The organism is Pelotomaculum propionicicum (assembly GCF_048984525.1).
GTDB lineage: Bacteria > Bacillota > Desulfotomaculia > Desulfotomaculales > Pelotomaculaceae > Syntrophopropionicum > Syntrophopropionicum propionicicum_A.
The window spans coordinates 152822-166571 of sequence record NZ_JBMGJC010000003.1 but is presented as its reverse complement, the minus strand read 5'-3'; the positions used below and the strand labels follow the sequence as shown (position 1 = coordinate 166571).

The following is a 13750-nucleotide window of genomic DNA, read 5'->3' as shown; positions in this document are numbered from 1 at the left end:
TTTACTTAACCTCCCCGGCCATCATTTCCTGGAACTCGTCAAAAATGTATTCAGAGTCTCTCGGCCCCGGTGACGCCTCGGGGTGGTACTGTACCGAAAATACCGGCAGGAACTTGTGCCTCAGGCCTTCCACCGTACCGTCGTTAAGGTTGCGGTGGGAGACGGATATATCCAGCCCTTTCATCGATTCCTCGTCAACAGAGAAACCATGGTTATGTGAAGAGATATAAACCCGGCCGGTTACCAGGTCTTTAACCGGGTGGTTGGCTCCGCGGTGGCCAAACTTCATCTTGTATGTTTTTGCTCCCAGGGCCAGGCCCAGGACCTGGTGGCCCAGGCAAATGCCTAAAATCGGCTTAATGCCTATCAGCTGCTTCAGGGTTTCTATAGCATAAGGCACGTCGACCGGGTCTCCGGGACCATTGGAAAGCACAATCCCGTCCGGGTTCAAAGCTAAAATTTCACCGGCGGCGGCCGTAGGCGGCACTACAACCACTTCGCAGCCTCGTTCCCGCAGGCAGCGGATAATATTGAGCTTGGCGCCGAAATCAACCAGGACCACCCTGTATCCACTGCCGGGCAGGGTGTATATTTCTTTGGTCGCCACGATTGGCACCAGCTCCTGCCCGGTAAGATGCGGGCAGTTTTTTGCCCTTTCCACAAGGACCGCGGCGTCGGCAGTATCAGTGCTGATCACACCCCGCATGGTGCCATGGCTGCGAAGCCGCCTGGTCAGAGAGCGGGTGTCTATACCTGAAAGTCCGATCACTCCCTCTTTCTTTAAAAAGCTGTCTATGGTTTCCGATAAGCGCCAGTTGCTTGGCTGCCGGCACTCTTCCCGTACTACAAAACCTCTCACAAATGCTCTTTTAGACTCGAAGTCCTCTTTCATAATACCGTAATTACCGATCAGGGGGTAGGTCATCACCACTACCTGGCCGCAGTAGGAAGGGTCTGTTAGTACCTCCTGGTAACCGGTCATCCCGGTGTTGAAAACCACCTCACCCCATTGTTCACCAAAAGCTCCGAAAGCCTTACCTTCAAAAACGGTACCGTCTTCCAGCGCGAGCAATGAATGCATAAAGACACCTCCGATAAATAGTCGTTGGTCGCATAATGCCGGAAATAGCACCATTGGTATTTCGATTAAACAGGGGGGAATTTACTGCACCTGGTTTTCTTCCAGTATTCCCCCGCGCATAACTATCCTGCCGCTGACCATGGTTAACCAGGGAAGCCCCTTGAGCATGCGTCCGGCAAAAGGTGTATTACGGCCTTTACTGGCAAACATGGCCGGGTCCACCGCCTCGGCAAGCTCGGGGTCAATAATGGTGATATCAGCGTCCGCCCCTGTCTCCAGGGTGCCTTTTGCTATGCCCAGTATCCTGGCCGGATTCAGGGTCATGCATGTTACCGCCTGGAGCGGTGTCAGCACACCGGTATTTACCAGCTCGGTCCAGACCAGCCCCACTGCTGTTTCCAGACCTACTATGCCAAAGGGGGCACGCTCATATTCAACATCTTTTTCTTCAGCCGTGTGCGGGGCGTGGTCGGTGGCGATAACGTCGATGGTACCGTCCGCCAGTCCCTGCCTTACGGCTGCCACATCGTCCCCTGTGCGCAGGGGAGGGTTAACCTTGGTGAATGTGTCAAATCCCATTACAGCCTCGTCGGTGAGGGTAAAATGGTGCGGCGCCGCCTCAGCGCTCACTCTGACACCTCTCGCCTTTGCCTCTTTCAGCAGCCGGACCGAACCGGCTGTGCTGACATGGGCTATATGCACCCGGCAGCCGGTCTCTTCCGCTAAAAGGATATCCCTCGCTACCATGACTTCCTCGGCACAGGCGGGAATACCCTTTAAACCAAGTATTGTTGATATATACCCCTCGTGCATACAGCCGCCGGCGGAAAGGCTTTTTTCCTCGCTGTGGGATATAATTGTAACGCCCAGCATCCTGGCGTACTGCATGGCTTTTCGCATCAGGCCGGAATCCATTACCGGCATCCCGTCGTCGGAGAACGCAGCCGCACCGGCCTCGGCCATATCGCCCATCTCGGCCAGTTCCTCGCCTTTGCTCCCGCGGGTAATCGCTCCTACCGGGCAGACATGGACCAGCCCTCCGGTAAGGGCGATGTTAATAACAGATTTAATTAAAGCCGCATTATCAATAACCGGGTTGGTGTTCGGCATACAGGCCACCGAGGTAAAACCTCCCCTGGCCGCCGCGCGGGTACCGGTGTAAACAGTTTCCTTGGCCTCAAACCCGGGTTCCCTCAAATGTACGTGCATATCGATTAAACCTGGCGCCACCAGCCTGCCGGCGGCGTCAATAATTTTTGCGCCGCTCTGGCTGATATTTTTGCCGGTTCCGGCTATTTTGCCGTCAACCACCAGGATATCCTTTTTTAAAACGTTCCCGGCAACCGGGTCAACTACCAAACCGCCTTTTATTAAAAGTTTCATCTGGCGCCTCCTCCAATCAAGAGATAAAGCAGTGCCATCCTGACCGCCACCCCGTTTGTCACCTGTTCGGTAATCACAGACTGAAGGCCGTCGGCCACATCCGGGGAAATTTCAATACCCCGGTTCATGGGGCCCGGATGCATCAGCAGCGCGTCCGGAGCGGCCAGCCTGAGCCTTTCCCGGTTGATGCAAAACATCCTGCTGTATTCTCTTAAGCTGGGAAACAGCCCCTGCTGCTGTCTTTCCGTTTGAATCCGGAGGACATTGACCACATCCGCGCCCGCCAGAGCGTCTTCAATCTTGCCGCAAACCCTGGCTCCCGTTTTTTCAATGTCTTTAGGTATTAATGTTGCCGGCCCGGCAAGCCTTACCTCGGCTCCCATCCTGGTATAGCCCCATATATCCGAGCGGGCCACCCTGCTGTGCAGGATGTCTCCGATAATGGCGACTTTCAGGCCATCCAGGCGGCCTTTCTTTTCTCTTACTGTAAACAGGTCCAGCAGCGCCTGGGAGGGATGCTCGTGGGCGCCGTCCCCGGCGTTAATAACCGAAGCGCTGAGGGTATTTGCCAGCAGCTCCGCGGCGCCTGCCATGGGATGCCTCAGCACGACTACGTCCGCGCCCATGGCGGCTATATTGCGGGCTGTGTCCTTGAGGCTTTCCCCTTTGCTCACGCTGCTTGTGGCAGCGGCTATACCCACGGTGTCGGCGCTCAAATACTTGGCCGCCAGTTCAAAAGAGGTCCGGGTACGGGTGCTTGCCTCGTAGAATACCGTCACCAACGTCCGCCCTCTTAGAGTGGGCACTTTTTTTATCTGCCTATTAATTATTCCTTTCATCGGAACAGCTGTATCAAGAATCAGCTCGATTTCTTGAGAGGTGATATTTCGCAGTCCGACCATGTCTTTACCGCGCAGTTCCATCTGCTTCCCTCCTGTGGTCAAAAATAAAGCCCCCGCCCGGGTTCTGCCCGGACTGAGGCTGAAAGGGTGCTGGTGGGTCCCCTTTCCGGCCTCGCAGGACCGTTTTTAAAGGTGGATCCGAATTGGGTCGTGGGTCGTGAGACGTGGGACATGGGACCATGAGCAATTCTTCCGAGCCTAATCCCTTTTACCATATCTTTTTCCTGCGACCGTAATTCCTATTTTAATCCGGCGTTTCAAGGATAACCACCCTTTCCTCGCCGTCAAATTCCTGCAGGCGCACTGAAATTTCTTCTTTTCTTGATGTTGGCACGTTCTTGCCTACATAATCGGCTCTGATCGGCAGTTCCCGGTGGCCCCTGTCAATCAACACGGCCAGCTGGATTACCTTTGGACGGCCCAGGTCGATCAGGGCGCCCAGGGCTGCCCTGATGGTCCGCCCCGTATAAATAACGTCATCAACCAGGACCACAATCTTGCCTTCCACCGGGAAAGGTATCTCGGTAGAGCGCACCAAAGGCTGGTGGGCAAGGGTTGAGAGGTCGTCCCGGTAAAGGGTGATGTCCAAAATGCCAACCGGTACGCTGCGCCCCTCAATATCCATAATCCTTTCAGCAAGACGTTCCGCCAGGGGTACCCCCCGGCGCCGTATGCCGACCAGCGCCAGGTCCGCGGTGCCTTTGTTGCGCTCGATTATTTCGTGGGCAATCCTGGTCAGGGACCGCCTGATCCCTTCCTGGTCCAGGATCTGCGCTTTTTCCTTACTCATAAGCCCCTCCGCGTAAATCATAGTCGGTAAATCTGAGTAGTTAGGCTCTTTCTCTGAGGACAATACTAACTAAGAAGCTTTTTCTCTCGATCGTGTCATGAGGACAGTTCTGTTGACACGCTTATGTCTCAAGATTTTAGTATTAGAAATCGTGTCAACAGAACCGTCCCCAAGACACGCTCGGCGGACCGTCCCATAGACACGCTCCCAATGCGTAATGGAGCGCCGGCTGCCCAAAAAGGCCCAGATACAAGGCGTGACAAGGATTTATCGCGAAGGCGTACTGGGCCGTACGTTGAAGCGACAAATCTGCAGCCGCTGTATCTCTTTCATCTAGTGTACCCGGGGCTGTTCAAAAAGTTCCAGATACAAGGCGCAACAAGGATTTATCGCGAAGGCGTACCGGTAGTACGTCGAAGCGGGAAATACGCAGTTGCAACGCCGTAGATGGGGCTTTTTCAACAGCCTTAACAACCAAAAATGCCTGTTTACTAAAGACCAGTAAGCAGGCATAGCACGCCAATCAAACACCGTATCTATGAATCCTTACCGGTCTCTCTGGACCGATTTCAAGGTCATTTTGTTGTCATACATTTTACATTATCTAAGAATTAATGTCAATGAGCTGTTTAATATTACAATTAATCGCACCGTCTAGTAAGAAATTACCAGGGTTCCCACGTCATCCAGTTCAGCCTTTATGTTGTTTTGCATCTCGGTAATGCTGGCCATGCGCCCGCCGATTTGCAGGCGGACACCTTCGTACGCTTTGCGGATCATTATCTTCCGCCCGCTCTCGGCCTTAATCAAGGTCCTGGCGCCCATTTCAGAACCGGCTTCGTTTAAGATAATATTGCCGCCGGCCTGGATCTCACCGCCTCTGAAAACACCCTTTATAGTGACGTTCCCCCCGGCGTTGATGTTCGTATTTAAACAGCCGCCTCCCTCTACCTTGACGTCACCGGAGGCTTCTATTTTACTGTTGACTGAATAAGCAAAGGTAATATTGGCTTTGTTCTCAGCCATGTTCTCTATTGTTTTCTGCACGTCCTTGATTTCAGCGATGATCCTGTTAAATTCTTCGGGCGACTCGATTTTCAGGACGTTTAAACCGCTTAATTTTTTCTCGATTGTCTCCAGCAGGTCAACCATATCCCTGGGAATTATAAAAGTGTTCTGCCCTGATATCTTAATTATTTCCGAAATCAGGTTGTGTACCCGGGCATACTTTTTGTCTATTAAAAGCTGGACCAACTGCCCTGTTTTTACATTTTTAATTTTGGCCTGCTCCGCCATTCCCGACACCATCCTGCCGACCTCTGTAAGGTCGGACTGCAGGGCGTCCAGGTGTTTATAAAAAGCCTTGAAAAAACTGTTATTGCCGCCGGCGACAAGGTTGCCGCCCGTAATATTTTGAACCGCTGTAATGTCACCCTGGGCGGCGATTTGCGCCCCGAAAATCATACCGAGCACATTTATCCGGCCGGCTGCCTGAACGGTCATTCCCTCACAGACGTTCCCGTGAACAACCACATCTCCTTTAAACCGGATGTTGCCGGACTGGATGTCGATATCACCTTTTTTATGTAAGATCGGGTCAACATCAATAACAAAACCCTTTCCCAGCCTTTTAGCAATCGGGCGGCCGCTGACCTTCGAAATAACCTTGCTGCCGTCCGATGACACTTCTACGCCCTTTCCGGCTGTAATATCACAGGCGACGGGTTTTGGCGGAATAATCATTTCTCCGCTAACTTTCCTGCCCGGTTTGCCCTGGCTCCCAACATATCTTTCCGCCAGCAGTGTTCCCGGCTCGACAGACAGTATTTCCCCCAGGTCTCTAAAATTAACCTTATCACTGGAGTCTTTGACTTTCTGCCCTTCCTGCCCGTCATTAAACTTCAGTTCAACCCGGTCGTTAATCGTTTCACCCGGCGCCGTTCCTTCCGCTATAAGGTAGGAACCGTCTTCCTTCCCGGCCATGATAGCCTGGATTTCGCTGTGTTTGATGCCAAAAGTAATATTCTTCCCTGATAATCCCTGTAAAATATCAACGAGTGTAAAGGGGCATTTTTTTTCAGACCTGCGTTCCGCTTTTAAGGTCAAATTAATTTCAGGCCCTGCGTCCATGATTGAATAGACGGTCGTTGTCCCCATGCTGACTTCCAGTTTTGCCGACAGGCAGTCGGGAGCAACCGTAATTTTGTAAGAGCCCGGTTCTTCGACAGTCAAAGGTTTTAAAACAATCTCATCTTTCTCTCTTACAGCCGTCCTGCCCGTAACTGCTACACCGTTAATCACCAGCTCAACTCCCTCACAGGGAGTTATGGCGAGAATACCAACGTCAGCTGTCGGGTCCTTCACAATCACTTTGCTGTCCTTGACCAGCACCCCGCCAAGGCCTAAATCCAGGCTGTCATTTTCAATACTGCTGTTTTCAATCATAATTTAAAACCCCTCATTATTCTGAAACATTTATGTAAGGAATCAAGGATTCACTATATTAATCGAAATTTCTTAGAAATAGTTTAATGTTTTCTGTAGTTTTAACATAAAAAATAAAAGCCCCTGCGACGTGCAGGAACTTTTCCAATATATACTTTTTAAATTCTGTTAATACCTATAAAAATCAAAATTACACCCAGAATAACCGTCATCATTCCGGACGGAGAGATTTTACCCGCCAGCCCGATTAATCCCAGGGTTGTGACGGTAAGCAGCACCGTTGGCCCCACCAGTGCCAGCAGAGCGTTTATTCTAAATGCCGTTTCAACCCTGCCGTACACCAACATCAGCATGGCCGCTGTGAATTCAATGGTAGCAGATAATAACCTGACTCCCGCCATACCTAAAACTATTTTATCTTGAATTAAAAACACGGTATCACCCCCGTGCTCCGTAATATTTAAAAACTAATATGCGGGGATGTGTGAATAAATGACTGACAGATTATCCCTTGCCGCCCGTTGAAGATCCATGCTGAATACCGGGTCAAGACCTCGGTAGTAACCCTTTTAATTTCTTATGAATATTTTAAACCAAATTTATGAGGTGTCTAAAGGCAGTGTCAGGACGCCGGAAGGAGAGTTTAAATGGGTTCAGATAACATCTGGTTGGAGGTAATCGACATACCCTTGGGCGGGAGGTCTAAAAAACCCAGAGATCATGGTCTGACCATGATTATTGATAAAGGCCTGGGGCTGCATGAAACAAAAGATCTGTTTGATGTGGCCGGAGAATATATCGACTTTCTTAAACTGGGCTTCGGGACCTCTGCATTATACAAGCAGGATTTACTGGAAGAAAAAATCAAACTGGCCAAACAATTCGGGATAGAGGCTTATCCTGGCGGCACTTTTCTGGAAATTGCCATCATGCAGAACAAACTGAAGGAGTTTTTAAAAGTTGCCGGGAAGATCGGTTACTCTACCATCGAGGTTTCCGACGGCACGATTAATTTTTCTCAGGAGGTGCGAGAACGGGCCATATCAATGGCACTGGACGCCGGTTTTAAAGTCCTGACAGAAGTGGGCAAGAAAAATATGCAGGACAAAGAAAAAATAGGCCACTACCTCAAGCAGATTAAACGCGATCTTGACTGCGGCGCTTACAGGGTAATTATAGAAGGCAGGGAATCAGGCAAAGGCGCCGGCTTTTATGATGACAGGGGACAGTTTATCGAGGACGAGTCGGATCAGATCCTCGCCGCTGCAGGCGACCCGCGCCTGCTGATCTGGGAGGCGCCCTTGAAGCAGCAGCAGCAGGACTTAATTTCCCGTTTTGGCCCGAATGTCAACCTTGGCAACATTTCAGTCAATGAAGCTCTGGCCCTGGAAGCGCTGCGGGTCGGCCTGCGCGGCGACACCCTGCGCCCTGTTTACCTCAAGGACTGCATTTATAAATAGCGACCCAATTGGTAATAACAGCCAGCGGCGGGGCATATATTTTAACACTGATCACCTGAAAAAGTAGGTAGGAATTGTGCCAGGGGTAAACATACTGGTGGCGCTGCTGCTGATCGGCATAGTAGCTCACTCAAACTTGATAGCCACAGCAGCCAGCATCCTGTTAATTGTAAAATATACCAACCTCAATTTCGTATATTCACTGCTGGACAGGCGAGGACTGGAACTCGGCCTCCTTTTTCTGATGCTTGCGATTATGGTCCCGCTGGCCAACGGTACGGTATCAGCCGGGGATATTATGTATAACCTGGTTTCAGTGCCCGGCATCCTGGCAGTCGCGGGCGGGGCCGGGGCTACTTATCTGAACGCGCGCGGCCTTACCCTGTTAAAAGCAGACCCGGAAATAATTTTCGGCATGGTGCTGGGGTCTATTTTAGGTATCGTCTTCTTGCATGGTGTTCCCGTCGGGCCGCTGATGGCGGCGGGCTTAGCCGCTTTATTTATGCCGGTGATACGGCTATTCAGGCGTTAACCCGCTTAAGATAGCTTCCAGTTCATCCGGCAGTGGCGCTTCAAATTCTAAGTAAGCTCCCGAACGGGGATGCTTGAATCCAATCACGGCGGCGTGGAGAAACTGTCCCGCCAGGTTAAAATGCGGCCTGGAGGGGCCATACTTCAGGTCGCCTACCACCGGGTGGCCGATATAAGACAGGTGCACCCTGATCTGGTGGGTGCGGCCGGTCTCAAGCTTCAGGCGCAGGTATGTGTACCCGGCATAGCGGCTTAGCACACGGTAATTAGTAATCGCGTTTTTAGAGTTTTTATGGACCACGGCCATTTTCTGCCTGTTTTTTGGATCACGCCCTATGGGAGCGTCTATGACGCCGGATGCTTCCTTTACCTTGCCATGTACAAGCGCCAGGTAGATACGGGTAATCCGCCGGTCTTTCAGCTGCTGGGCAAGGCTGGCATGTGCGGCGTCGTTTTTTGCCACCATGATCAGGCCTGATGTATCCTTATCCAGGCGGTGCACTATTCCCGGCCGCAGCACACCGTTGATACCGGAAAGATCGCGGCAGTGATACAGCAGTGCGTTCACAACCGTGCCTGAGTAATTGCCGGCGGCCGGATGGACGACCATTCCCCTGGGCTTGTTTAAAACGATAACGTCATTATCCTCATAATATATATCAAGAGGGATTTTTTCCGCTTTTGATTCCATCCCCTCCGGTTCCGGGATCTCCAGCCTGACCAAATCCCCCTGCTTTACCTTATAACTGGCCCTGGCGATTACTCCGTTTACCAAGGCGCGCCCTTCCCCGACCAGTTTCTGGATATGCGAGCGGGTATAGTCCTCCGCCTCGCCTGCGAGGAAAACATCAAGCCTTTTACCCGCGTCATCCTCCCTGACCTCATAAAAATTTGCCGATAACACTAGTGTTCACTACCCTCGTTAGTTTTCCCGCCCTCTTTCAGCAGTTCCCAGGCCAAAAGGCAGACCCCAATGAAAATAGCCGTATCAGCCAGGTTGAATACCGGCCACACGCGAAAATCCAGAAAATCAACGACTCTGCCGAAACGCAGCCGGTCCACCAGGTTGCCCAGGGCGCCTCCCAGGACCAAACCCAGGCCATTTCTTAAAATCTTCTTTTCAGGAGGCATTTTTCTGTAACCAGCCAGTACCCCAATTACGAGCAGGAGGCCCGTGGTTATAAAAAGGGCCTTCTGGTTGGGCAGTATGCCAAAGGCAGCGCCGGGGTTCATAATATAGGTCAGATAAAAAACAGGCGGCAGCACAGAGATTGATTCACCCTGGTACATTAACATCTGAACTGCTGCCTTGGTACCCTGATCAACTAACAGAACTGCCAAAATTATTGAGAAGAACATTTATTATCACCATAACCATTTTACCATATAATAACATTTATAACTATTAGAAAATTATTCATCAGATATTTCCTCTAGTCATTTTTTCAATATCTCGAAGTCCATGGTGTTGAAACCCGATGCTCCATTGAGACGTGAGACATAGGACGTGAGTGCTGTAGGTGCGGCTTTAGCCGGTTAGCGGAATGGGGACACACCTAATGAGACGTGAGTGTTGAGACGTGTGACGTGAGAGTGCATGACAGACCTTTATGGTTTAAGACTCGACAGGAATACATGAATCCCACGACTCACCACCCACGACCCACGACTCAATTTATGTCCCCGATTGAAATGGCGGGATAAATCCCGCCCTACAATGGAATACCTCGATACACCAACAAACTCAAGACTCCCGTCCCACGACCCAAATGCCAAGCGGGTTCAACACATGGAGGGCTTTATCTTATATTTCTTTCATTACTCCCGCGCAGCGCGGGCAGAGCGTTTTATGCTCAGCGTCCGCGCCGACCCCCTCGTGGTACATCCAGCAGCGTTCACATTTACTGCCGCCGGCGGGCCGGACTGAAATAACCAGTTCGGGGATGGTATCATTTGCCTGTGCTCCAGCCGGGGCATCTCCCAGGCCAGCCAGGGTAACGCCCGAAACAATGAAGATGGCAGGCAGGTCACCAGCCATGGGCTCCAGGAAACCGCGCAGTTCTTTACCCGTGTACAGTTCAACCGCGGCCTCCAATGAGTTGCCGATCACCTTGTCCCGGCGGGCTGACTCGAGCACTTTGGTCACTTCTCCCCGCACTGCCAGCAGCCTTTCCCATTTCTGATCCAGCTCATCGTCTATATACTCTTCCACGGCCTCCGGCATATCGGCCAGCTGAACGCTGGCCAGGCCGTCCCTGTCACCGGGCATATGGCGCCAGATTTCCTCGGTGGTGAAGGTAAGGACCGGTACCAGCAGGCGAACCAGCGCCGAAAGAATTTCATACATAACGGTCTGCGCGGCCCGGCGCTCTTTTGAACCGGCGGGCATTGTATAGAGCCGGTCTTTTATTATATCCAGGTAAAGAGAACTCATGTCTATGGTGCAGAAACCGTGGATAGCGTGGTAAACCACATGGTATTCGTAATCCTGGTATGAACCGGTCACCTTTTGCACCAGTTTCTGCAGCCTGAGCATCGCCCAACGATCTATTTCCAGCAGTTGATCGAAATCGACCTTGTCAGCAGCCGGGTTAAAATCGTAAAGGTTGCCCAATAGGAAGCGGCAGGTGTTTCTGATTTTTCGGTAAGCCTCCGTCAGCTGTTTTAGAATACTGGGCGAAGCGGCCAGATCGCTGCGGTAGTCGGCGGAACTGACCCAGAGGCGCAGTATGTCGGCGCCCATCTGCTTTATGACCTTGGCCGGATCTACAACGTTGCCCAGTGATTTGGACTGTTTGCGGCCTTGTTCGTCCACGACAAAACCATGAGTCAGTACCGCCCGGTAGGGAGCCCTGCCGGATACTGCCACCGACGTGGAAAGAGATGAGTTGAACCAGCCCCGGTGCTGGTCGCTTCCTTCCAGGTAGAGGTCCGCCGGCCAGCACAGGTCCGGCCAGACGGACTGTTCGTCCAGCACCCCAAAGTGGCTCGTGCCTGAATCGAACCAGACATCCATGATATCTGTTTCCTTGGTGAACTCGCCACAGCCGCACCCGCATTTTATATCCTGCGGCAGCAGGTCCTGGGCGGGCCTGGCAAACCAGACGTCAGAACCATTCTGCCTGAACAAGCCCTGCAGGTGCCGGATGGTCTCGTCATTTATTAATTCTTTCCCGCAGTCCTTGCAATAAAATATGGGTATGGGCACTCCCCAGCTGCGCTGGCGGGAGATGCACCAGTCACCCCGGTTGGCCACCATGTTATATATGCGCTCTTCACCCCAGCCGGGAATCCAGCGCACCGTGCGGATTTCGTCAAGAGCAGACTGGCGGAACCCGTCAATTGACGCGAACCACTGCTCGGTAGCCCGGAAAAATACAGATTTTTTACAGCGCCAGCAGTGAGGGTACTGGTGCAGGATAGTGGAGTGGCTCATCAAATGTCCCCTGCGATCCAGCTCTTCAAGCACACTGTTATTGGCGTCCAGGTAAAACTGGCCAGCGAAAATACCACCTTCCTCAGTAAAAACCCCCTTGGCATTGACGGGTGATATTACCGGCAGATTATACTGCTTGCAGACAACAAAGTCTTCCATACCGTGGCCCGGGGCGGTATGGACACAGCCGGTGCCCTGGTCCAGGGTAACATGTTCGCCCATGATCACCAGTGAAACCCTGTCCACAAAGGGGTGGCCGCACTCGACCAGTTCCAGTTCGGACCCCTTAAATTCCCCGATCACTTCTGAGCTTTCTATACCGGCGTTTTTAAGGAAACTATCCTTCAGTTCTTCCGCTACCAGGTACTTTTCTTTTCCGGCTTTTATCAGAACATATTTGTATTCCGGGTGCAGGGATATCGCCACGTTGGCCGGCAGGGTCCAGGGCGTGGTAGTCCAGATTACCAGGTAAGCGTCTTCCTCGGGAAGGACGCCCCGGCCGTTTCTTACCGGAAACCGAACATATATGGAAGCTGACTTTTTGTCTCCGTACTCAACTTCCGCCTCAGCCAGCGCCGTTTCGCAGGTGGCACACCAGTAAACGGGTTTCAGGCCTTTATAAATATATCCCTTTTTGGCCATTTCTCCGAAAACACCGATTTGGCGCGCTTCATAGTGAGGCATAAGGGTAAGGTAGGGTTTGTCCCACTCCCCTCTTACACCCAGCCTTTTGAACTCTTCCCGCTGAATATCAACAAACCCCAGGGCAAATTCTTTACATTTGTTTCTAAACTCCACCGGGTTGATCTCATGGCGGTTGATGCCAAAAGCTTTTATCGCCTGCTGTTCTATCGGCAGGCCGTGAGTGTCCCAGCCCGGTACATAAGGGGCGTCATAACCTGCCATTGAGTGATACTTTACAACGATATCTTTTAAGACTTTATTTAAGACGTGGCCCAGGTGGATATGCCCGTTGGCGTAGGGCGGCCCGTCATGCAGGATAAACTTTTGGCGCCCGCGGTTTTTTTCCTGGACCTTTCTGTAAATATCGATCTCTTCCCAGAATTTCAGAAACTCCACTTCCCTTTCAGGCAGGTTCGCCCGCATCGGAAAGTCAGTCTTGGGTAAATTCAAGGTTTTGCCGTAATCCATTTTAAAACACCTCTTTAGAATCGTTATATCAAAATCAAACTAACTGCCCCCAGGCATTGTCAAAAAGAAAGCATAGCGCGGAAGCCAGAGCTTACGTTATCAAAAGTTGCAAGCAAACATCACTAGCGCTGTCAAAAGCAAGATAGCAAGGAAGATATCGACGGGTGGGACGGAGCTTACTAATAATGTACGTGAGTACCCAGCCGTCGATATCTGACGAAGCTAGGCGCAGCTTTTTACAGTGCTTGCGTTATCAAAAGCGAGTATGGCAAGGAAAGCGGGATAAGACGGGGCGGAGCGTACTGATCATCGTACGTGAGCACCCGGCTAAGCCCGGTTGACGCAGCCAGACGAAGCTTTTCATAACGCAAAAAACCCGTCCCCCTAAGGGACGGGTTTCCAACCCGCGGTACCACCCTAACTGCAGCCCTGCGCAGCGCCACAAGCGCAACGCGGAAAGCTAACCACTCAAGCTGCCGTGTAACGGCGGCAAACCCGGCCTTGCTTAATCTTCCAGTGAATTTCAGCAGGCGCCTCACGGGTGATTTTCAACGGTTTAGCCGTGCCCGG

The 13750-nt window shown here is 51.7% G+C and carries 11 protein-coding genes and 1 other annotated feature (1 of these 12 only partly in view); of the genes, 2 read left to right on the top strand and 9 right to left on the bottom strand.

From position 1 onward, the window contains the following. Position 1: 1 nt before the first annotated feature. The 6 genes from carA to ACOBQJ_RS04590 form a co-directional block, all read right to left on the bottom strand. Positions 2-1081: a glutamine-hydrolyzing carbamoyl-phosphate synthase small subunit gene (carA, locus tag ACOBQJ_RS04615; protein ID WP_421070559.1), complete on the bottom strand. Its 1080-nt coding sequence runs from the start codon at positions 1079-1081 to the stop codon at positions 2-4. Positions 1082-1162: 81 nt separating this feature from the next. Continuing rightward, positions 1163-2464: a dihydroorotase gene (locus tag ACOBQJ_RS04610; protein WP_421070558.1), complete on the bottom strand. Its 1302-nt coding sequence runs from the start codon at positions 2462-2464 to the stop codon at positions 1163-1165. Continuing rightward, complete coding sequence (locus tag ACOBQJ_RS04605; RefSeq protein ID WP_421070557.1) at positions 2461-3387, bottom strand: aspartate carbamoyltransferase catalytic subunit; 927 nt, start codon at positions 3385-3387, stop codon at positions 2461-2463. The genes ACOBQJ_RS04610 and ACOBQJ_RS04605 overlap by 4 nt, the downstream gene beginning before the upstream one ends. Before the next feature lie 223 nt (positions 3388-3610). Beyond that, a complete protein-coding gene (gene pyrR / locus ACOBQJ_RS04600; protein ID WP_421070556.1) occupies positions 3611-4156 on the bottom strand; it encodes a bifunctional pyr operon transcriptional regulator/uracil phosphoribosyltransferase PyrR in 546 nt (181 codons plus the stop codon). A gap of 654 nt (positions 4157-4810) precedes the next feature. After that, positions 4811-6601, bottom strand: coding sequence for a DUF342 domain-containing protein (locus ACOBQJ_RS04595; protein WP_421070555.1), 1791 nt, complete (start codon positions 6599-6601; stop codon positions 4811-4813). 158 nt (positions 6602-6759) lie between these two features. Continuing rightward, entirely contained in the window at positions 6760-7035 is a 276-nt protein-coding gene (locus ACOBQJ_RS04590; protein WP_421070554.1) for a YqhV family protein, read from the bottom strand. Between the two features lie 213 nt (positions 7036-7248). Between ACOBQJ_RS04590 and ACOBQJ_RS04585 the strand changes: the two genes are divergently transcribed. Together ACOBQJ_RS04585 and ACOBQJ_RS04580 are read left to right on the top strand one after the other, a co-directional pair. Beyond that, complete coding sequence (locus tag ACOBQJ_RS04585; protein WP_421070553.1) at positions 7249-8061, top strand: phosphosulfolactate synthase; 813 nt, start codon at positions 7249-7251, stop codon at positions 8059-8061. Between the two features lie 76 nt (positions 8062-8137). Then, entirely contained in the window at positions 8138-8593 is a 456-nt protein-coding gene (locus ACOBQJ_RS04580; RefSeq protein WP_421070552.1) for a DUF441 domain-containing protein, read from the top strand. Here ACOBQJ_RS04580 and ACOBQJ_RS04575 read toward each other — a convergent pair. From ACOBQJ_RS04575 to ileS, 3 genes are all read right to left on the bottom strand, one after another. Continuing rightward, on the bottom strand, positions 8579-9496 hold the full coding sequence (locus ACOBQJ_RS04575) for an RluA family pseudouridine synthase (protein ID WP_421070551.1): 918 nt from the start codon (positions 9494-9496) through the stop codon (positions 8579-8581). The genes ACOBQJ_RS04580 and ACOBQJ_RS04575 overlap by 15 nt on opposite strands. Further along, positions 9496-9951 carry a signal peptidase II gene (lspA, locus tag ACOBQJ_RS04570; RefSeq protein ID WP_421070550.1) on the bottom strand — a complete coding sequence of 152 codons (456 nt, stop codon included), beginning with the start codon at positions 9949-9951 and terminating at the stop codon, positions 9496-9498. Before lspA ends, ACOBQJ_RS04575 begins: the two co-directional genes overlap by 1 nt. 445 nt (positions 9952-10396) lie before the next feature. Continuing rightward, complete coding sequence (gene ileS / locus ACOBQJ_RS04565; RefSeq protein ID WP_421070549.1) at positions 10397-13180, bottom strand: isoleucine--tRNA ligase; 2784 nt, start codon at positions 13178-13180, stop codon at positions 10397-10399. A 384-nt stretch (positions 13181-13564) separates the two neighbouring features. Continuing rightward, positions 13565-13750: a binding site (T-box leader), on the bottom strand; it runs 66 nt beyond the window's last position.